The organism is Sediminibacterium goheungense (genome assembly GCF_004361915.1).
Classification (GTDB): Bacteria; Bacteroidota; Bacteroidia; order Chitinophagales; family Chitinophagaceae; genus Sediminibacterium; species Sediminibacterium goheungense.
Window position 1 is genome coordinate 523,025 of sequence record NZ_SNWP01000010.1, and the last position, 21,153, is coordinate 544,177.

Genomic DNA, 21,153 nt, shown 5'->3' on the forward strand with positions numbered 1-21,153 from the left:
AGTGATAGATGAAAACTTATTGAAGGTCAAAAGAAAAATCACGATGTTGAAAAATGTTTTAGCTTATTTTGAAATTTCGTTTTTGATGATAATACAATACTTTTTTGAGTCATATATTGCTTCATTGTATTTTCAGTAATTCCTCTAATACCGAAAACCTGGATTAGTATTTGTGCCATTTCTTCTTTGCTTGTATCAATATATCCCATGTCTTTCAATAGACTAAAAATATAAGCTATGTCTTTAGGCTTAGTACCTGAGTTAAGTTTAATGGTTCCATAATGAACTACCCCACTTTTTTCTTCATTTAAATAATCAAGAACTATCTGTGAGCATATTTTTGTTTCTTCAAAGTTTTCAGGTCTTTGCGGGTGTAAACTTTCAGATCCGGCTCTTTGTTCGCAAAATTTTGAAATGAAAGGACGGCATGCTTTTTTTTCATCGAATGTCAACGTAAGCCACTTCTTTTTGAAAAATTCAAAAGCCTCTCCAGGATCTAATATTATTGTATGGATGATAGAATTAGTAAATTCAATTATTTCTTTTGGTTTCATCATTTTGCAGATTTTTGTTTTGAAATCTGTATTTTTTGAATTGAATCAAATATGCGTTGTTGAGTTATTTTACCATATATCTGAGTAGTCTTGATACTTGAATGTCCTAATAACATACTCACATCTTCTAAAGGCATATTATTATTTAAGCAAATCGTTGTTGCGAATGTGTGCCTTGCTACGTGGTGCGTAATACTTCTTTTTATTCCAGCTAGATCGCCTATAACCTTTAGATAGCTATTTACTTTCTGGTTACTGATCTTAGGAAGAAGCTTATTTAACACTTTCCTTTCCGGCGAACCTTTGTACTTATCAATGATTTTCTTTGCTTGGGGCAAAAGTGGTATCTCAATGGCCCTACTTGTTTTCTGTTGTATAAACTTAATAGAAGGCTTATTCTTGTAGGATGAAAGGTGACTCATTGTGAGATCTTGGGCATCCTGAAATCGAAGACCGGTATAAACGGAAAACAAAAAGAGATCTTTCACCTTATCCAGGCTTTGATTATGGGATAGATCTATTTTTAATAAAATATCAATTTCTTCCTGGCTTAAAAATTCTCGATCAGTCTTTACTGTATTGAGTTTAAAATTGGCGTAGGGTTGTTTGAAAATATGGCCTTCAGCAAGTGCCTTCAAGAGGATGGTTCGAAGTCTAGAATGATACTTATTTATAGTATTCTTATGCAGATCATATTCTTCCTTTAAGAATAGATCGTAAGCATTAATAAAACTATAATCAACTTGATCTATATATATGTCCTGCGACTTATACTTTTTTGCGAGAAACTGATTTAGACTTTTGAATGACTGGTGGTATTTATTAAGAGATATCTTCTTGATCTCATTTCTGATCTTAATTTCTTCAATATGCTGCTGAAAATAGGCCAATAGACCAATATTGACCTTTTGCTTGCCGGTGAGTAGTTCCTTAAGGATGGCCGCTGAAACAGGCTTATTCTTCTTTTCCAGGTCAATGATCAGTTCATAGACCTTCGCCTTCCTTTTTACAAGCTCCTGGTTGACTAAATGATTGCTTTTCGTTAGTTGTTCTTCCTGGTTCCAGTCCTTAGTTGTTGATACATATCCGGTATGTAGTTCTGCTTTCTTACGATCGAGCGTAATACGTAAGTAAATGGGTAATTCTCCCTTAGTGGTACGTGTAGATAGCAGATAATATTTGAGAGAGACTTTCGCTGCCATGTTGAAACATTTGGATTTTGTTGAATCCTTGTTGAAACAATTTAGCGAAAAAATGCGAATCTTCCTGAAGGATAATGAAACAAAAAGACCTTGTAATAAGGATTACAAGGCCTAAAGAATCTAGGTGGAGAAACCTAGCGGACCGGACGGGACTCGAACCCGCGACCTCCGCCGTGACAGGGCGGCATTCTAACCAACTGAACTACCGATCCGTGATTACTGGAAAACCAGTTAGATCATCCTGAAAACTTCCCTTTCAGTCCGTTTTCGGGACGGCAAAGATAAGGGTAAACAGTTTTCATAAACAAATCTTTTCAGGAAAAAATCTGATCCCCTAATTTTACCGCTCTAAACGATCATTATGCCCCAATACCCAAACAGACAATTCCTTGATTTTGAGAATCCTATCAAGGAACTGTACGAACAAATTGAGGATACCAAAAAACTGGCCGAGAAGAACCCTAAAATAGATTATACCAATACCCTCAGGCAACTGGAAGACTCTATCATTGAAAAAAGAAAAGAGATTACCAGACACCTTACGCCCTGGCAGCGCGTGCAACTTAGCCGCCATCCAGACAGGCCCTATACACTTAAGTACATCGATAAAATGTGTACCGACTTTGTAGAGTTGCATGGCGACCGCAGTTTTAAGGATGATAAGGCCATGGTAGGTGGTTTTGCCAAACTCGATGGAGAAACCGTCATGTTTATTGGCCAGCAGAAAGGTACCAATACAAAACTCCGCCAGCTGCGTAATTTCGGTATGGCCAATCCGGAGGGTTACCGCAAAGCACTCCGTTTGATGAAGCTGGCCGAAAAATTTAATAAGCCCGTTGTTTGTCTCGTAGACACCCCAGGTGCTTTCCCCGGTCTGGAAGCAGAAGAAAGAGGCCAGGGTGAAGCCATTGCCCGCAATATCTATGAGATGATCCGTTTAAAAGTACCTGTTATTGTAGTCATCATCGGCGAAGGTGCATCAGGTGGTGCACTGGGCATTGGTGTGGGCGATAAGGTATTGATGATGGAGAATACCTGGTACACAGTAATTTCGCCGGAAAGCTGTAGCTCTATTTTATGGCGCAGTTGGGACAAAAAAGAAACAGCTGCAGAACAGTTGCGTCTTACCGCCACAGACATGAAGGGTTTCGGTCTGGTAGATGAAATTGTACATGAACCCCTGGGTGGTGCCCACTGGGATTATACAGAGGCTGCTGAAATCCTGAAGTCATACCTGGTAAAAGCCCTGGCAGAAATAAAAAATACAGACCCCGCCCAGCGTGTCAATAACCGTATTGAGAAATATGGTAAGATGGGATTCTGGGAAGAAGCGGTGTAGAAATGTCCAAATAAGGAATGAGAAATAAGGAATCAGAAAGTAAGTTATATATCATCTAAAAGAGTCTTATAAAATGTCTTTGAGAACGCAATTGAGAGGAACGGGTGTAGCATTGGTAACACCATTTAAAAAAGACCTGAGTGTAGATTTTGATGCACTGGGCAGGGTGATTGATGCTATGATTAGTGGCGGGGTGGAATACCTCATCACTTTAGGTACCACCGGTGAAACCCCTACCCTTGAGAAAGAGGAGAAGAAAGACATTGTAAACTATACTTTTGAAAAAGTAGCAGGTCGCGTTCCTGTAGTAGTAGGTGTGGGTGGTAACAATACCCATGAAGTAGTAAAGGACCTGGGTTATTTTCCTTTGGACAAAGCTGCTGCCGTACTAAGTGCAGCCCCTTATTATAACAAACCCTCACAGGAAGGTATATACCAGCATTACAAAGCAGTGGCCGAAGCTTCACCCAAACCTGTTATTTTATACAATGTACCCGGCAGAACGGGTCGTAATATGAGTGCTGCCACTACCCTGCGCCTGGCACATGAAGTAGCCAATGTAGCAGGTATGAAAGAAGCCAGTGGCGATATGGTACAATGCATGGAAATTCTGCGCGACAAACCTGCTGATTTTCTGGTAGTGAGTGGTGATGATGCACTGGCCATGGCACAGATTGCCTGCGGAATGGATGGTGTCATCAGCGTAGCTGCCAATGCTTTTCCAAGGCAGTTTTCAGATATGGTACGCGCTGCATTAAAGCATGATTTAACAATGGCCAAACAAATCAATGATCCATTATTAAAAGCGTATGATCTGATGTTCGCAGAAAACAATCCTGCCGGCGTAAAAGCATTTATGTTTGAACAGGGATTGATTGAAAATGAAGTACGTTTACCGGTAGTGCCCCTCAGCAGTGGTTATCATGCATCGATAAAACAATACCTGGGTAAATAATAATGCCCTACTCCTTTTGGCAACAAAAGACGCGATAGCTGAATAGTAACAGTCAATAAAACATCTAAAAAGGCCCCGGTTTGGGGCTTTTTTTATTCTTCTGCCAGCTATCAAAGTCTGGAAAAACGCAATCAATACGATGCCGAAATACTATAAAGTTCCCACCGTAATAACCAGTTTAAGGGTATTTTTTCAGCACAAAACAATGACATCCTAAATCCTTTATTATCAGGGATTTACTCAAAGCAACAACACAGCAAAAACACAGCATCAACACAGCTCAACACAAAAACAGTGTTAAACCCTGTATATGCAGTATATGAGCTATGGAAGATACCAGAACGAATACGGGGACCTGATAAGGTAAGAAAAGCTTTTTTGCTTCACTGAACACGTGTGGCAATCCATCAATAAATGTAAACACACGGTTAATTCTCAGCATCCGGGCCACGGCATCTCTGATTATTTTCGAAATAACAGATATGCTTATTATGCGTGTACTTTTATTATTGGCTATTGGGGTTTCTATCAACATCCATGGTTATTGTCAGCCTGTTACGGATGCACCCCGTAAGAAATTAATTGAAAGCTTTCCACAGGCAGTACTGGCAGCGCCACTTGCCGAACTGAAGCTCGATACTTTTTATAAAAAGTATACCGATGCTTTCGGCATTCCGGTAGTATCCTCAAAAAAAGTACCGGATGACGCATTGCTGGTAGCGCGTGATATCATTAATTATATGTTGTTGAAAAGACCTGATATCCGTTCTGCTTTAGTAAAGCAAGGTGCACGATTACTTATCATGGCTGAAACAGAAATGGAAACCGACTTACCGGAAAGAAGCAACTGGAAAAAACCTGCCAGAGATGATCGCCGTCTTACACCCGGAGAAAGAGACAATTACGATAAGCCGGGTGGTATTGCCAGCATGAGTGATAAAGAATACTGGAACAAAAGAGCACGTGGTATGGGCGGCACCATTACCTCCTGTGCCGAAGAAAATATTCTTGGTTATGCAGGCACCCGTTATTATGGTGAAAACATTCTGGTACACGAGTTCAGTCACAATATTATGAGTGCGATGCGTGTAGCAGATACTTCCCTCCTTCGTCGTATTAATACCGCATACGCCAATGCCAAGGAAAAAGGAAAGTATAAAGGGCAGTATGCCATCAATACGGTTGCCGAATACTGGGCAGAAGGTACACAATGGTGGTTCTGGTCGAACTATGAGTTTTATGATGGCGATACACGTATCCAATCGCCTGATGACCTGAAAGCCTATGATCCGGATTTATATGCATTGCTGGAAGAAGTATACTGGGGGCATCAAATTCCTACAGATGTTTATTATGGAAAAAATGTAAGGCCGGCAACTCGGATGAGGAAATGATGGTTTCAGGTCATGGTTTACTAATCAATTTTGATTTCGTTTATTTCAGGATGGACAGGATGGATGCTTACTTACTATTGTAAGCATAAAAAGATTCGGCTATTCCTTCTTCGATCCTTCTTTTAACTGTTTATTCATGTACGAATAAGCTTTACTGATGAGTTTGCTGTAGGAAGGGTCTTCGAAAGTCATGGCAGTACCGGTTTCTTTGTGAAACAGGTTAACAATCATTTCTTCTTTCTCATTTAAAGAAAGATCAAGATGATAATGTTTGAGTATGGCTTTCAACTTGGTAGTATTCCGCATGCATAAAAATAAGCATTCACCATTCCATTTAGCATGAACCCATACTTACTGCAGCATTTTACTGAGCGCATATTCCACACCTCGTAATTCAGCAAGACCTTTTAATCGACCGATAGCTGAATAGCCCGGATAGGTTTTTTTGTTAAGATCGTCCAGCATCTGATGCCCGTGATCGGGTCGCATGGGAAGAGAGATATTTCTTCTTTTCTGAATAGCCAGCACCTCTTTAATCACTTCATACATATCTGTATCACCAGCCAGGTGTGCTGCTTCATAGAAATTACCTTCTGTATCTCTTTTCGTATTGCGCAGGTGAAGAAAGTGTACCCGATCACCAAAACGTTGGAGCATTTTTACGATATTATTATCTGCACGCGCGCCATATGAGCCCGTACAAAAACACAATCCATTGGCAGGCGAATCAACTGCATTCAGCAGATAAGCGGCATCAGCTTCAGTACTAACAATACGGGGCAACCCCAAAACAGGATAAGGAGGATCATCCGGGTGAATAGCCATAACAAGTCCGCAGGCTTCCGCTACCGGTACCACCTGCTGTAAAAAATAAACCAGGTGCTCTTTTAATTTATCTGCATCAATATTTGCATAAGTCTTCAATGCAGCGAGTACCTGCTCAGCTGTAAATGCATCATCGCTACCTGGCAACCCAAGTAAGAGGTTCCTGAACAACTGCTCTCTGTCCTCTTCACGCATATTATTGAGCCATATTAAAGCTGCTTCCTTTTCTTCTGCACTGTATTCGTTTTCAGCACCAGGTCTTTTTAACTGATATAAATCGAAGGCAATAAACGACAGTCTGTGAAAATACAAAGCCTTACTTCCATCAGGCATGGTATAGGCAATATCTGTTCTTAGCCAATCAAGAATGGGCATGAAGTTATAGGTGATGACTTTAATACCACATTCAGCCAGATTACGTAAACTGATTTTATAATTTTCAATATGTTTGATATAATCACCATTCTGTTTCTTGATATCCTCACTTACGGGCAGGCTTTCCACAACTGTCCAGCTCATACCGGCAGCTTCAATCAGTTCTTTTCGTTTCATAATCTCAGCTACCGGCCATACATCGCCGACCGGAATCTGGTGTAAAGCAGTAACCACACCGGCACAACCGGCTTGCCTGATATCAGATAATTTAACCACATCATTGGGTCCGTACCATCTCATGGTCTGGTGCATTAACATAAAGCAGGTATTACAGTGAAATAAAAGATGCGGCTGAAGTATTGAACGCTTCAACCGCATCATGGGTTTAGGTTTATGATCTACTTCAATATTTAAATATAACGATTGATCAGGTTTTCCAGGTATTCCTGTTTACCGCTTTTTGGTGCGGGCTCTCCCTGTTCTATTGCATAATTTCTCAGATCCTCCAGTGTAAGTTTCCCTGCTTCAAATTCTTTTCCTTTACCGCTGTCGAAAGAAGCATAACGTTCTGTCCTGATTTTTTTATAATCAGACTGGTGCAATACTTTGTCTGCTACCACCAATGCGCGGGCAAAAGTATCAATACCACCAATATGTGCATGGAACAGATCTTCCGCATCGGTACTGTTTCTTCTGATTTTCGCATCGAAATTAATACCACCACCAGCGAATCCACCTGCTTCAACAATTACCAGCATGGCTTCTGCCAGTTCATTGATATTATTGGGGAACTGATCGGTATCCCATCCATTTTGATAATCACCGCGGTTCGCATCAATAGAACCGAGAATGCCCGCATCTGCAGCAATCTGAAGTTCATGTTGGAATGTATGACCTGCAAGTGTGGCATGGTTTACTTCGATATTCAGTTTGAAATCATTCAGTAAATCGAACTGACGTAAAAATCCAAGTACCGTTTCACTGTCATAATCATACTGATGTTTGCTTGGCTCACAAGGCTTAGGCTCAATAAAGAAAGTGCCTTTAAAGCCTTGTTTACGTGCATAATCTTTGGCAGTGTGCAGGAAACGGGCAAGATGTTCTTTCTCACGTTTCATATCGGTATTGAGCAAAGTCATATATCCTTCGCGACCACCCCAGAACACATAGTTTTGTCCACCCAGTGAAATAGTAGCATCCAATGCAGCTTTTACCTGCGCTGCACCATGTGAAAGCACATGAAAATCAGGATTGGTAGCCGCACCGTTCATATATCGTCTGTTCGAGAAAAGATTGGCTGTACCCCACAGCAGTTGAATACCACTTGCTTTTTGTTTTTCGGCAAAATACTCACTGATAGCCTGTAATCTTCTTTCATTTTCTACCACGTCATTGCCAAAGTCAACAGCATCCACGTCATGAAAGCAATAGAAAGGCAGACCGAGTTTGGTCATAAACTCAAATGCTGCATCGGCTTTGTCCTTTGCTCTTTCAACTGCATCTGATTTTTTGTCCCATGGAAAAATATGTGTGGGTTCACCAAAAGGATCCGCACCACTTCCACAGAAGCTGTGCCAGTATGCACAGGCAAAACGCAACCACTCTTTCATGGTTTTTCCGGCCACCACTTTATTTTCGTCGTACCAACGATATGCCAGCGGGTTATCAGAATCCACGCCTTCATACCTGATCTGTCCGATACCTTTGAAATACTCTTGTTGTCCTAATACGATTGACATAATGCTTGAATAAGTGTATGAAACAATAAAGATATTTTTAATTAACAGAAACAGCTTCCTGCTGTTTCAATATTTCCATTCTGTTTTCCAAAGATGATTTCCATGCTGCATAACGTTCTTCATATACATCTGTATGTGAAGGATGAATAATACTTACCGGCTTTCTACCGGTGGCGGCTTCTGCAACGCTGCTGAAAATACCTGATCCTATACCTGCACCTATGGCAGCGCCGTAACTTCCATCACCTTCATAAAATTCAACAGATACCTGATTTACCCCTGCGAAAGCGTGGGTAAATACATCACTCAGAAACAGATTGGCTCTGGAAGCACGTACGACCTGTGGATTCATTCCGTTTCCACGCATGATATCCAATCCGTAACGGAAAGAAAAAGCAATTCCTTCCTGTACGGCCCGCACCATATGGGCACTGCCATGAATATTCAGGTCAATCTGTTCAAAATGCGCACCTACAATCTGGTTATTAAGCATGCGCTCTGCGCCGTTACCAAAAGGAATAGCCAGCAATCCATCAGCACCAACCGGCACTACTGCTGCAGCTTCATTCAAAGTGGCATAAGATTGCCCGCCACCAGTAATGGTCCTGATCCATTTATTGAAAATACCTGTTCCGTTGATACAGAGTAATATGCCAATTCTTCTGAGTGCTTCGCTATGGTTTACATGTGCAAAGCTATTGATCCTGGAATATGGATCGTATCCCAATTCATTACTTACGCCATAAATAACACCTGAAGTACCGGCTGTTGCCGCCACTTCACCGGGTTCCATCACATTTAATGAAAGTGCATTGTTGGGTTGATCCCCTGCTTTGTACGCAATAGGTATACCAGCCTGTAAAGACAGCCTTGTGGCTACAGATTCTTTTAAGCTACCATGAGAGGTAAACAAAGGTTGTATAGCCGGAATAAGGGTTTTATCAAAACCGAAATACCCCATTATATCAGATGACAGACTTTCCTGGTTAAAGTCCCAGAAGATACCTTCAGACAGTGCTGAGTTGGTAGTAGTGATTTCACCGGTCATTTTAAAAGCAATAAAATCACCGGGCAACATTATTTTATGAATCTTATTGTATATCTCAGGTTCATTATGCTTCACCCATGCAAGTTTGCTGGCTGTAAAATTTCCGGGCGAATTAAGTAAGTGCTGCAAGCAATGTTCCCTGCCGATTTCGTCAAATGCCTTGTTACCTATTTCAACCGCTCGGCTGTCGCACCAGATAATAGCATTACGCAATACATGGCCATCTTTGTCTGTTAATACCAATCCATGCATCTGGTAAGCAATACCTATGGCACCAATATCTTTAGGATTATAATTACCAGCAGCATTGCATTTGAGTATAGCCTGTTTTACATATTCCCACCATTGATCCGGACTCTGTTCGGCCCAGCCTGGATAGGGCGTAATGATCTCTGCTTCTGTTTCAGGAAAATGTGCTGCCGCCAGACATTGGTGCGTAGCAGCATCAACCACTGAAACCTTAACAGAAGAAGTTCCTACATCTATACCTAATAATAGCATTCTGTCGATAAATTAATAGGGTCAAGATACTGGAAAGATGAATGATGACAGCATCAGCAAGCACCTTTGTATCAAAACAAACAAGCGTTAATATTCATTTTGGTGGCGTTAACCTGGAACAAATACAAATGTTCAGCTAAACAATTGCATGTGTTCCGGTTTGTTAAAAAAAGCAAGGAGAGTAAAACGCCAAACTCCCCTTGCCGATCGTCGGTTATTCTGCCGGCAAACCACTCCCGCAGATAACCATTATGACGCTTAATAACCAACCCGGTTCCTGAGAACCGATACCACCCAATTCATCTTTCAGAGCTTATCTAAATAGAATTGAACGGGATGGGATCCTATAATAGGCTTACGATATTTTATCGGTTATAATTTCAATACAGATTCGTGTATTTTTTACACAATTAGAAGTTCAAACCAGCAGGAAATGGCAATACGGAAATAGAAGAAGCGAGATTTTGAATAAATAACGGATTTACCGTGTACGACTCCGCTTTCTCATATAACAGCAAGCAATTTCAGACCTAATCTGACCTATCATCTGATATCTGAAAACGAATATAAGAGAATTTATCAAAAAATGTAACCGATTGCAATTTTTTTACAAAAAAATCCCGTTTTTGATCCCTGTTAGGCAGAGCTAACCTTTATCAACTGAGCCGATAAACGGATCAATCTCACTTACTACCGGCTAAAGCATGAACGGATAAAAAACTTTTATACATGATCTCTTAAAAATGGGGATCAAGGCAATAAACGATTAAAGGTTTGCCAGAAACCTTTAGCCAGAAAGACTTACAGACTGTATATCCAGCTTTAAAAATGATCCCCTTACCCATTTTTTTTAACAACAATTACCAGATTATCGGGGAATGAGTGGTAAATATGGAAAAGTTGGACGCCAGAGAGTTACCTATGCAGGCATTTCTTATTGAGTGATCATGCATGGAAAAACTAAAATTTGATTTTAATATTTTTTTGCGATTTTTATACAACCGATTGCAATATGAAAACGAAAAAAGAAGTCACTATCTATGATATTGCTCAAAAACTTGAGCTTTCATCCGCTACCGTGAGTCGTGGCTTACAGGATCATCCCGCTATCAATAAAAATACCCGCAAAAGAATACAGGAAACGGCAAGAGAACTGGGCTACAGACATAACAACTTCGCCAGTAACCTTCGCAAACAAAAAACCAATACCATCGGCGTATTGGTACATGAACTCAACAGTAATTTTATTACTTCGGTACTGGCGGGCATTGAAAAAATAACAACCGAAGCCGGATACGACCTTATTATCGCCCACTCTTCGGAAAGTTCTGTGAAGGAAGCGGCCAATGCTGTGAACCTGTTTCACAAAAGAGTGGATGGACTGATTGCCTCATTGGCTTTTGATACTGCCGATCTCTCACATTTTGGCCTCTTTGAAGAAAAGGGCATCCCTGTCATCTTCTTTGACCGGGTAGAAGAAAAAGGTGAAAGCACAAAAGTCATTATCGACAACTATAAATGTGGCTACCAGGCAACACAACACCTGATTGAGCAGGGATGTAAAAGAATTGTGCTTGTTACCGCCAACCTGAAACGAAATGTATATGCTCAGCGCCACAAAGGATATGCCGATGCATTGTATGACAATAATATCCCATTCCACAAAAAGTATGTGCTGATCAAAGATCTGAGTGAACAATGTGGCGTGGAAGCAGCTATGGAAATTCTTAAAATGAACCCCTTGCCAGACGGCGCTTTTATCACCAACGACTTCTCAGCTGCTGTTTGCATGCAAACACTCAAGGATCATGGCGTTCGTATACCGGAAGACATTGCCATTGTTGGCTTTAATAATGATGCCATTGGAAAAATAATTGAACCTCAGTTGAGTACCATTGATTATCCGGGTATTGACATGGGTGAAATTGCGGCAAGAAACCTGATAAACCACTTGAAAGGATTATCCAATATTAAACATACCAATACCATTGTTATTCGCTCAAACCTGATTGTAAGGGAATCGTCCCAGCGAAAAAAATAACCATTGAAAATCTGCTGCCATACCATGAAAAAAATTTGTTCCCTCCTTTTAATAATAGCTGTTTCGTTTCAGTTAAAAGCTGAAACAGGATATGACTTATGGTTGCGTTATCAGCCGTTACAAAATCAAACAGTACTGACTACATACCGTCAGCAAATCAGCGGTATTACTCTCGGCGGAAATGCTGAGACCATGAAAATCATTGGTGAAGAATTACAGCATGGCTTATCGGCCATGCTACAGAAAAAGATTACCGTTACAAACAAATCCTCATCTACAGCCTCATTAATTGCAGCCACAGGAATATCTCCCCTGCTGGCAGGCACAGAAGTAAAAAAATTATTAGCGCAGACGGGAGAAGAAGGCTTCATCATTCTTTCACAAAACATCAACGGCCAAAAAAGAATCATCATCTCAGGAAATACTGACAAAGCTGTTTTATATGGTGCTTTTCATTTTCTTCGACTGATTCAAACAGAACAGGCCATTCATAATCTGCAGGTAGTATCTGTTCCGAAAGTGAAATTGCGAATGCTGAATCACTGGGACAATATGAACAGAACGGTCGAAAGAGGTTATGCAGGTTTTTCGCTTTGGAACTGGCATACGCTGCCTGGCTATATTGATCCCCGCTATATAGACTATGCAAGGGCTAATGCCTCCATCGGCATCAATGGCACGGTTTTAACCAATGTAAACGCAAATGCTACTATACTAACTAAAAATTACCTTGAAAAAGTAAAAGCACTTGCTGATGCATTCAGACCTTATGGCATCAAAGTATACCTTACAGCCAGATTCAGTGCACCCATCGAAATAGGTGGTCTCAAAACAGCCGACCCACTAGATGAAAAAGTAAGACAGTGGTGGAAAGACAAAGTAAAAGAGATTTATCAATATGTTCCTGATTTCGGAGGCTTTGTAGTAAAAGCCAATAGTGAAGGACAACCTGGTCCTCAGGATTATAAAAGATCACATACCGATGGTGCTAATATGCTCGCAGAAGCGGTAGCTCCTTTTAATGGCATCATCATGTGGCGGGCATTTGTATACAGTGCAGAAAAGAATGTTGACCGACACAAACAGGCTTACGATGAATTTGTGCCGCTCGATGGTTCTTTCAATAAAAATGTAATGGTACAGGTAAAAAATGGCGCCATTGATTTTATGCCTCGTGAGCCTTTCCACCCCCTTTTCGGCGCTATGCCCAAAACACCTCTGATGATGGAGTTTCAGGTTACACAGGAATATTTGGGTCAGGCAACCAATCTTGTTTATCTGGGGCCATTGTTTAAAGAATGTCTGGAAGCAGATACCTATACCAATGGTAAAGGCAGTACGGTAGCCAAAGTACTCGACGGCAGTTTTAACAAGGCTCAGACACTTACCGGCATTACGGGTGTAGCCAATATAGGAAACGATATCAACTGGTGCGGCCACCCTTTTGCGCAGGCTAACTGGTATGCGATGGGCAGACTGGCATGGGACCATTCATTAAGTGCCGAAAGAATTGCCGAGGAATGGTTACGCATGACCTATTCCAACCATCCTGCTTTTCTGCAGACAGCTTCAAAACTGATGATGGAAAGCAGAGAAACTTATGTACAATATTCCAATCCCATTGGATTACATCATATCATGGGTACTGGCCATCACTATGGTCCTGCACCATGGGTAAGCAACCTCAACAGACCCGACTGGAACCCCGTGTATTACCACAAAGCAGATAGCATAGGCATTGGTTTTAACCGTACGGCTACAGGCAGCAATGCACTCGAACAATACCATCCGGAAGCCAGAAAAATCTGGGAAAACATGAATACCTGTGAAGAAAAAAACCTGCTCTGGTTTCATCATGTTCCCTGGACTTTCAAAATGAAAAGCGGCAGAAACTTATGGGATGAGCTTTGCTTTAATTATTACACCGGCGCAGAAAAAGTAAAAACTATGCAGCAGGCCTGGGCAGGTTTAGAACCTTATGTAGATAAGCAAAGACATGATCAGGTAAGAATGTTATTGAATGTACAATATGATGAAGCTATCTGGTGGAGAAATGCCTGTTTATTGTACTTCCAGACCTTTAGCAAAAAACCTATACCGGCAAATTATCCGCAGCCAGATAAAACCCTTGAGTATTATAAAAGCTTACGGTTTCCACTGGCACCCGGTAATTAATTCATAAAAAGAAACATACTTATGCCTACACATAAAAAAATAGCCATTGTTACCGGAGGAGGTTCCGGTTTAGGATATGCCATCGCAGAAAAATTTATTCAGCAGGATATTGAAACCATTATTGTGGGCCGCGATGAAGACAAACTCGCAACTGCAAAAGAAAAATTAGGAAAAGGCTGTCACACCATGAGTTGCGACCTGAGTAACCTGTCTTCCATTCCGGGTTTGATTCAAAACATACTCACCGAATTCGGACAGATTGATGTATTGGTCAACAATGCTGGCATCAATATGAAAAAACTATTCACAGAGGTAACAGATGAGGAATTTCAGCGAATTCTTACTACAAATGTAACGGCAGTTTTTGCAATAAGCCGCGAAGTAGTAAAACATATGCTCACGAGAGAAAGTGGATCCATTATCAACATCAGCTCGATGGCAGCTCAATATGGTTTACCAAAAGTAATTGCTTACAGCGCCAGCAAAACTGCCATTGATGGTATGACAAGGGCCATGGCCGTAGAATTATCACCCAAAGGCATCAGGGTAAATGCCATTGCACCTGGCTTTATTTACTCAGACATGACGGCAAAAGCATTGGACAGTGATCCTGAAAGAAAAGCAAAAGTGTTCGGCAGAACACCTATGGGTGTTATGGGACAGCCCACTGATATTGGTGAAGCTGCCTATTTTCTCGCAAGCGATGCAGCTAAATATATAACTGGTGTTGTATTACCCGTTGATGGCGGTAATAGTATCGGTTTTTAATACCAAACGATATGAAAAAAAGTTTTTGTACTCTTTTTATTTCCTTGTTATCTGTTGCAGTAACAGCTCAGGATATTTTTTCAAAAGCTGCCAATGTGAATAGTTTCGCTTTGACAAATCCGGTTATTTATGCAGACAAATCAGAGAATGCACTGGTACATCTTTCCGCAGAATTATTGAAAAAGGATATTAAGGCTGTTACCGGTCTCTCTGCAGAAATCGTTTCATCTATTCCGGAAAAGGCAAGCACATTGATTATTTTGGGTACTGTTGAAAAGTCCTCAGTACTGAAATCACTGGAAGCTAAAAAAATAGTTTCCTATAGCGGCATCAGGGGGCAATGGGAAGCCTATCGCTTTCAAACATTGAGTAATCCGCTGAAAGGAATCAGCCAGGCAATAGTGATTGCAGGTTCAGACAGAAGAGGTCTTGCATTCGGAATATTTGAATTTTCAAAACAATTAGGCGTATCGCCCTGGTATTGGTGGGCAGACGTACCTGTTGAAAAAAAGAATACAGTTTTCATTAAGAAAAATCTTTCCATCACAGATGCTCCAAAGGTAAAATACCGTGGTATTTTCATCAATGACGAAGCGCCGGCTTTATCTAACTGGACCAAAGAGAAGAACGGTGGGTTTAACCACAAACTGTATGAAAAGGTATTTGAACTGATACTCCGACTCAAGGGTAATTATATCTGGCCAGCCATGTGGGGTAATGCTTTTTATGATGATGACCCGCGTAATATTGAAATGGCCAATACATATGGTATTGTGATCGGTACTTCACACCATGAACCATTGATGCGCGCCCATGATGAATGGAGAAGATATGGTACAGGCAAATGGAACTATGATAGCAATGAGGTTAAACTGAAAGAGTTCTGGCGCGGAGGTATGCGAAGAGCTAATAACGACAAAATTGTAACCGTAGGTATGAGGGGCGATGGCGATGAACCCATGTCTAGACAAACAGCAACAGCATTACTGGAAAGAATTGTAAAGGACCAAAGAGAAATTATAGCCGAGGTAACAAAGAAACCTGCAAGTGAAACACCGCAGTTATGGGCTTTGTACAAGGAGGTACAGGATTACTATGATAAAGGCATGCGGGTACCAGATGATGTTACACTTTTACTCTGTGATGACAACTGGGGCAATATCAGACGCTTACCCAACCCGAAAGAAGCGCCGAGAAAAGGTGGTTATGGCATTTATTATCACTTTGATTATGTTGGCGGCCCACGGAACTATAAATGGGTAAATACCAATCCCCTACCCAGAATATGGGAGCAAATGAACCTTGCATGGCAATACAATGCCCGTGAAATATGGATCGTAAACGTGGGTGATATTAAACCCATGGAATATCCAATCTCGTTTTTTCTGGATTTTGCATGGAACCCGGAAAAAATAAAGGCGAATGATCTTGAAGCCTATAGTATTCAATGGGCAAGGGCACAGTTTGGAAATGAATATGCCAATGAAATTGCCGATATCATAAGCAAATATGGCAAATACAATAGCAGACGGAAACCTGAATTACTGGAAGCCAATACTTTCAGCTTTAACTATAATGAATGGGAAACAGTCGTTAACGAATACAAGACTTTGTTGCAAAAAGCTGAGGCCATCCATAACAAAATAGCTGCGGATAAAAGAGATGCTTTTTTTCAACTGGTACTACATCCGGTAAAAGCCTGCAGTAATCTGTACGATATGTATTACCATGTAGCATTGAACCAGAAAGCTTATGCTCAGAAATATGCCGCAGCCAATCAATACGCAGATAAAGTAAAAGTATTGTACGAAAAAGACTCATTAATAACATTGGAGTACCACCAGTTGAATAATGGCAAATGGAACCATATGATGAGCCAGACACATATTGGCTATACCTACTGGCAACAACCCAACCGCCAAAGAATGCCAATGGTGCGCTATGTACCTGCTGATTCTATAAAACCAGAACCGGCAGTTACTAAAACAATAGCAACCCGTTCGGTTGTTCCGTCAGGAACAAAGGGAAATGTATTTTATGAAGATGCTCAAAGCGGTGTATCCATATCAGCAGATCATTATACGACACTCAACCATAGCAAGGATATTAAATGGACCGTAATTCCTGATTTAGGAAGAACCGGCGGGGCCATTACTGTAACACCCGTTACAGCTTCAAGTCTGCAACCAGGTTCGGGCACACCTTATGTGACTTATGATATGTATACAAGTAGTAAAGGGTCCTTTACCATCAACGCATACTTTTCACCTACGCTGAACCTTCAGAATACAGAGAATGGATTATCATATGCTATTTCGGTGGATGATGAAGCCCCACAAATAATCAGTATCAATAAAGAAGATAAAAATACAGGTACTGGTATCTGGAACAAATGGGTATCAGAAAATATTATTATAAAATCTTCAAAACATACGATCAGTAAAGCAGGTAAACATACCATCAAATATTGGATGGTAGACCCCGCAATAGTACTGCAGAAAATTGTTGTCGATTTTGGCAATAATCTTCCCAGTTATCTGGGGCCAGCCGAAACCATTCATCAACCTTCTAAAAAATAATCTCATGTCATACAAAAAAATCACGTTTATTCTTGGTGTTATCGCTACATCACTCTCGATGCAAATAGCCGTTACAGCACAAGACGCATCACTAAAAAAAGTTTTTGCAAAAGACTTTGGTATCGGCACTGCTATGAGTGCGGGTCAGATTGAAGAAAAAGATCCGAAAGCTAATGCACTCATTCAAAAGCATTTCAATATGGCCACGCCGGAAAATATTATGAAAGCAGAAATTATACATCCACAGTGGGATGTATACAATTTCGATCTGGCAGATAAAATGGTTGCCTATGGTAAAAAAAATAAGATTAAGATTAATGGACATACGCTGATCTGGCATAGTCAACTGCCCGCATTTGCCCGTAATATCAAAAGTGTTGATTCGTTCCGTACATTTTTCACCAATCATATCAATACCGTAGCCAGCAGATATGATGGTAAGATATTTTCATGGGATGTTGTAAACGAAGCATTGAATGAAGATGGCACTATGCGTAAATCTATCTTTCTGAACAGATTGGGTGATGACTTTGTAACAGAAGCATTTCGTCTGGCAGCCAAAGCTTCTCCAAAGGCTGAATTATATTATAATGACTATAACAATGAGCAGCCAGCTAAGAGAGCAGGCTGTATTACACTCATTAAAAAAATACAGGACGCCGGTGTACGCATTGATGGCGTAGGCATTCAAGGTCACTGGCACGTGGGTAAAGTACCTTTTAAAGAAATAGAAGAAAGCATTGTACAATATGGAGCCATGGGTCTGAAAGTAATGTTCACAGAATTGGATATTGAAGTACTTCCCAGAAGTTTCCAGGGAGCAGATGTGAATCAGCGTGTAGCCAGTAATCCTGCACTCAATCCCTATAAAGATGGGTTACCGGATAGTGTACAACAACAACTGGCCAGCGATTACGAAACCCTTTTTAAATTGTTCCTGAAGTATAAAGACAAAGTTACACGTGTTACTTTCTGGGGTGTAAACGACGGACAAAGCTGGTTAAATGACTGGCCCGTGAGAGGAAGAACCAACTATCCATTGTTATTCGATCGTGAGTTCAATCCTAAACCCGCTTTTTATAAAGTAATCGGAACTAAAAAATAAACGGGTAACAACCCTTAAAAAAGCCATATGAATCAAACACCCATCACCAAATTATCGGTACTGGAAAAAGTTGGTTATAGCCTTGGCGACCTTGCAGCCAATCTTGTGTTCCAGACATTGATGACATACCTAGCCTATTTTTATACAGATATCTATGGTCTGGAAACAAGTCATGCATCAGCGCTTATCCTTATTGTAGGTCTTGTTGCCGCATTTGCCTTTAATCCGATTATCGGTGCCATTGCAGACAGAACCGTTTCCAGATGGGGAAAATTCAGACCCTGGATATTATGGACGGCAGTTCCACTTGGGGCTGTTGCCTTACTGGCATTCAGTACACCTGATTTCTCTTATAAAGGAAAAGTAATCTATGCAGCTATTACCTATACTTTACTGCTTTTATTATATGCAGCCAATAACCTTCCCTATTCTGCATTAAGCGGTGTTATCATTGGCGACATGAAAGAGCGAAATAGTATGTCTGCATACCGTTTTGTAGCGGTGATGTTTGCCCAGTTTTTTGTACAGGTATTTATGTTACCCATCATTGAAACTGTCGGCAATGGCAATAAAGCAGCGGGTATCGAAACCGTCATGACATGGTTAGCCATTATCGGAACTGTGATGCTGATTATTACTTTTTTAACAACCAGAGAACGCATCATACCTAAACCCGAACAAAAATCGAGTCTTAAAGAAGACCTTGGTGATTTATTCAGAAACAAACCCTGGGTAATCATGCTGGTTCTCACAACACTTGTATTTATTACATTAGCTATGAAGGGTGGTTCTTATGTCTACTACTTTAAAAACTATGTAGACAAAGAAAGTCTTACCGCCTTTGTAGCACCCATTACAAATGCATTATCGGGTATAGGTGTAAACTTTTTTGGTGAAGATCCGGTATCTGCGGGCTTCGGTTTGTTTAATGCTGGTGGTATCATTTTTATGATTGTGGGAATCACTTTATCAAAACGTTATGCTGATAAATATGGCAAAAGAGATGTTTTTGGCATTGCCTTATTCATTTCTACACTTTTTATACTGGCTTTTGTTTTCTTTCCGCCAACATCTGTTGCCCTGATGTTTATTTCACAGATTCTGCATGGCTTCTTTTATGGAATCACCATCCCGCTCTTATGGGCTATGATTGCTGATGTGGCAGATTACAGTGAATGGAAAAATAACAGAAGAGCAACAGCTATTATTTTCTCCGCCATGATGGTGGGCTTAAAAGTAGGTCTGAGTGTTGGTAGCGCCTTATTAACCGCTATTCTAAACCTCTTTGATTATGTGCCCAATAGTGATGCTGTGCAGACAGCATCTGCTATTAACGGTACCCGTTTTTTAGTAAGTGTGTTTCCTGCCATTCCTTTCCTGGTCGGCGCTGCTTTATTATTCTTCTATGAAATCAATAAAAGCATGGAAACAAAAATTGAAACCGATTTAAAAGAAAGACGTAAAGATTAGTTCTCTATAAATTTTATATACTCATGCCTGAAGATCCCATACATCATATTGATTTCGATAAGCTTAACCGGAATGCCATTTCGCAGCCACTGGTAAAGCATATTTATACAGCTGACCCATCTGCTCATGTGTTTAATGGTAAGATTTATATCTATCCATCTCATGATATTGAAAATAATATTCCCTTTGATGACCTGGGTAGTCATTTTGCCATGGAAGATTACCATATTCTTTCTATGGACTCACCCGACTCGCCTGCTATTGACCATGGTTGCGCATTACATGTAAAAGATGTACCCTGGGCTGAGAAACAGATGTGGGCGCCGGACGCAGCAGAAAAAAACGGTACTTATTATTTATTTTTCCCGGCTAAGGACCACGAAGGCATTTTCAGGATTGGAGTGGCAAAAAGTGCTTTACCTATCGGGCCCTTTATTCCTGAACCGTTACCTATACCCAATAGTTTTTCCATTGACCCGGCCGTATTTCAGGATGAAGACGGCGCCTATTATATGTACTTCGGAGGAATCTGGGGAGGACAATTACAAAGATGGAGAACAGGTAGTTTCAAGGCTGAAGGCGAAGGTCCGCTCGCTCACCTGCCGCAAGACAATGAACAGGCTTTATGTCCAAAAATAGCGCGATTGTCTGATGATCTTTTATCCTTTACAGAAACACCAAAAGATGTACTTATTATCGATGAAAATGGGAACCCATTGTTAGCAGGAGATAACGATCGTCGCTTTTTTGAAGCTAGCTGGGTCCATAAATACAATGGTAAATATTACTTCTCCTATTCTACGGGGGATACTCATTTTCTATGTTATGCAATCGGCGACAGCCCTTATGGGCCATTCAGATATGCAGGGAAAATTTTAGAACCTGTTGTTGGCTGGACCTCACATCATTCTATCTGTGCGTATGAAGGAAAATGGTACCTGTTTTATCATGACAGCAGCCTTAGCAAGGGCGTGACTCACCTGAGAAGCGTGAAACTAACTGAACTGTTTCATGATGAAAATGGATATATACAAACCATTCAGCCATATAAAAACAATGTATAAAGCTACCTGCCATGATTAG

General features: G+C 40.7%; 16 protein-coding genes and 1 tRNA gene. 10 read left to right on the plus strand and 7 right to left on the minus strand.

The annotated features are described in order from the left end of the window. Positions 1–38: 38 nt before the first annotated feature. From BC659_RS02315 to BC659_RS02325, 3 genes are all read right to left on the minus strand, one after another. The gene (locus tag BC659_RS02315) at positions 39–557 is read right to left on the minus strand and encodes a hypothetical protein (protein WP_133472967.1); all 519 of its coding nucleotides are present in this window, start codon (positions 555–557) and stop codon (positions 39–41) included. Next, positions 554–1,756, minus strand: a complete 1,203-nt coding sequence (locus BC659_RS02320; RefSeq protein WP_133472968.1) for a site-specific integrase — start codon at positions 1,754–1,756, stop codon at positions 554–556. Before BC659_RS02320 ends, BC659_RS02315 begins: the two co-directional genes overlap by 4 nt. A gap of 138 nt (positions 1,757–1,894) precedes the next feature. Beyond that, positions 1,895–1,968 (minus strand) — tRNA-Asp (locus BC659_RS02325). A 149-nt stretch (positions 1,969–2,117) separates the two neighbouring features. On the opposite strand from BC659_RS02325, the gene BC659_RS02330 reads away from it, so the two are divergent. From BC659_RS02330 to BC659_RS02340, 3 genes are all read left to right on the plus strand, one after another. Then, on the plus strand, positions 2,118–3,095 hold the full coding sequence (locus BC659_RS02330; RefSeq protein WP_133472969.1) for an acetyl-CoA carboxylase carboxyltransferase subunit alpha: 978 nt from the start codon (positions 2,118–2,120) through the stop codon (positions 3,093–3,095). A 73-nt stretch (positions 3,096–3,168) separates the two neighbouring features. Further along, on the plus strand, positions 3,169–4,050 hold the full coding sequence (dapA, locus tag BC659_RS02335; RefSeq protein ID WP_133472970.1) for a 4-hydroxy-tetrahydrodipicolinate synthase: 882 nt from the start codon (positions 3,169–3,171) through the stop codon (positions 4,048–4,050). A gap of 491 nt (positions 4,051–4,541) precedes the next feature. Then, positions 4,542–5,444, plus strand: a complete 903-nt coding sequence (locus BC659_RS02340; RefSeq protein ID WP_133472971.1) for a glycoside hydrolase — start codon at positions 4,542–4,544, stop codon at positions 5,442–5,444. A 99-nt stretch (positions 5,445–5,543) separates the two neighbouring features. Here the strand turns inward: BC659_RS02340 and BC659_RS02345 are convergent, their stop codons facing one another. From BC659_RS02345 to BC659_RS02360, 4 genes are all read right to left on the minus strand, one after another. Continuing rightward, positions 5,544–5,750, minus strand: coding sequence for a hypothetical protein (locus BC659_RS02345; RefSeq protein WP_133472972.1), 207 nt, complete (start codon positions 5,748–5,750; stop codon positions 5,544–5,546). Between the two features lie 45 nt (positions 5,751–5,795). Then, positions 5,796–6,944, minus strand: a complete 1,149-nt coding sequence (uxuA, locus tag BC659_RS02350) for a mannonate dehydratase (RefSeq protein WP_246027068.1) — start codon at positions 6,942–6,944, stop codon at positions 5,796–5,798. 110 nt (positions 6,945–7,054) lie between these two features. Next, positions 7,055–8,383, minus strand: coding sequence for a xylose isomerase (xylA, locus tag BC659_RS02355; protein ID WP_133472973.1), 1,329 nt, complete (start codon positions 8,381–8,383; stop codon positions 7,055–7,057). Between the two features lie 37 nt (positions 8,384–8,420). After that, positions 8,421–9,932, minus strand: a complete 1,512-nt coding sequence (locus tag BC659_RS02360; RefSeq protein ID WP_133472974.1) for a xylulokinase — start codon at positions 9,930–9,932, stop codon at positions 8,421–8,423. A 1,012-nt stretch (positions 9,933–10,944) separates the two neighbouring features. On the opposite strand from BC659_RS02360, the gene BC659_RS02365 reads away from it, so the two are divergent. The 7 genes from BC659_RS02365 to BC659_RS02395 are packed head-to-tail and all read left to right on the plus strand — an operon-like array spanning position 10,945 to position 21,134. After that, positions 10,945–11,973 (plus strand): LacI family DNA-binding transcriptional regulator, encoded by a 1,029-nt coding sequence (locus BC659_RS02365; protein ID WP_133472975.1) that lies wholly within the window; start codon positions 10,945–10,947, stop codon positions 11,971–11,973. A gap of 24 nt (positions 11,974–11,997) precedes the next feature. Next, a complete protein-coding gene (locus BC659_RS02370; RefSeq protein ID WP_133472976.1) occupies positions 11,998–14,148 on the plus strand; it encodes an alpha-glucuronidase family glycosyl hydrolase in 2,151 nt (716 codons plus the stop codon). A gap of 21 nt (positions 14,149–14,169) precedes the next feature. Further along, positions 14,170–14,916 (plus strand): SDR family NAD(P)-dependent oxidoreductase, encoded by a 747-nt coding sequence (locus BC659_RS02375; RefSeq protein WP_133472977.1) that lies wholly within the window; start codon positions 14,170–14,172, stop codon positions 14,914–14,916. 11 nt (positions 14,917–14,927) lie between these two features. After that, a complete protein-coding gene (locus BC659_RS02380) occupies positions 14,928–17,495 on the plus strand; it encodes a glycosyl hydrolase 115 family protein (protein WP_133472978.1) in 2,568 nt (855 codons plus the stop codon). A 4-nt stretch (positions 17,496–17,499) separates the two neighbouring features. Further along, positions 17,500–18,600, plus strand: a complete 1,101-nt coding sequence (locus BC659_RS02385) for an endo-1,4-beta-xylanase (protein WP_133472979.1) — start codon at positions 17,500–17,502, stop codon at positions 18,598–18,600. A 27-nt stretch (positions 18,601–18,627) separates the two neighbouring features. After that, positions 18,628–20,070, plus strand: a complete 1,443-nt coding sequence (locus BC659_RS02390; RefSeq protein ID WP_133472980.1) for an MFS transporter — start codon at positions 18,628–18,630, stop codon at positions 20,068–20,070. A gap of 23 nt (positions 20,071–20,093) precedes the next feature. Further along, entirely contained in the window at positions 20,094–21,134 is a 1,041-nt protein-coding gene (locus tag BC659_RS02395) for a glycoside hydrolase family 43 protein (protein WP_133472981.1), read from the plus strand. The last annotated feature ends 19 nt before the right edge of the window (positions 21,135–21,153 follow it).

Bases quoted from the DNA above. Each gene is read 5' to 3' on its own strand.
- BC659_RS02315 (WP_133472967.1), bottom strand. From the start codon at position 557: ATGATGAAACCAAAAGAAATAATTGAATTTACTAATTCTATCATCCAT.
- BC659_RS02320 (WP_133472968.1), bottom strand. From the start codon at position 1,756: ATGGCAGCGAAAGTCTCTCTCAAATATTATCTGCTATCTACACGTACC.
- BC659_RS02330 (WP_133472969.1), top strand. From the start codon at position 2,118: ATGCCCCAATACCCAAACAGACAATTCCTTGATTTTGAGAATCCTATC.
- dapA (WP_133472970.1), top strand. From the start codon at position 3,169: ATGTCTTTGAGAACGCAATTGAGAGGAACGGGTGTAGCATTGGTAACA.
- BC659_RS02340 (WP_133472971.1), top strand. From the start codon at position 4,542: ATGCGTGTACTTTTATTATTGGCTATTGGGGTTTCTATCAACATCCAT.
- BC659_RS02345 (WP_133472972.1), bottom strand. From the start codon at position 5,750: ATGCGGAATACTACCAAGTTGAAAGCCATACTCAAACATTATCATCTT.
- uxuA (WP_246027068.1), bottom strand. From the start codon at position 6,944: ATGAGATGGTACGGACCCAATGATGTGGTTAAATTATCTGATATCAGG.
- xylA (WP_133472973.1), bottom strand. From the start codon at position 8,383: ATGTCAATCGTATTAGGACAACAAGAGTATTTCAAAGGTATCGGACAG.
- BC659_RS02360 (WP_133472974.1), bottom strand. From the start codon at position 9,932: ATGCTATTATTAGGTATAGATGTAGGAACTTCTTCTGTTAAGGTTTCA.
- BC659_RS02365 (WP_133472975.1), top strand. From the start codon at position 10,945: ATGAAAACGAAAAAAGAAGTCACTATCTATGATATTGCTCAAAAACTT.
- BC659_RS02370 (WP_133472976.1), top strand. From the start codon at position 11,998: ATGAAAAAAATTTGTTCCCTCCTTTTAATAATAGCTGTTTCGTTTCAG.
- BC659_RS02375 (WP_133472977.1), top strand. From the start codon at position 14,170: ATGCCTACACATAAAAAAATAGCCATTGTTACCGGAGGAGGTTCCGGT.
- BC659_RS02380 (WP_133472978.1), top strand. From the start codon at position 14,928: ATGAAAAAAAGTTTTTGTACTCTTTTTATTTCCTTGTTATCTGTTGCA.
- BC659_RS02385 (WP_133472979.1), top strand. From the start codon at position 17,500: ATGTCATACAAAAAAATCACGTTTATTCTTGGTGTTATCGCTACATCA.
- BC659_RS02390 (WP_133472980.1), top strand. From the start codon at position 18,628: ATGAATCAAACACCCATCACCAAATTATCGGTACTGGAAAAAGTTGGT.
- BC659_RS02395 (WP_133472981.1), top strand. From the start codon at position 20,094: ATGCCTGAAGATCCCATACATCATATTGATTTCGATAAGCTTAACCGG.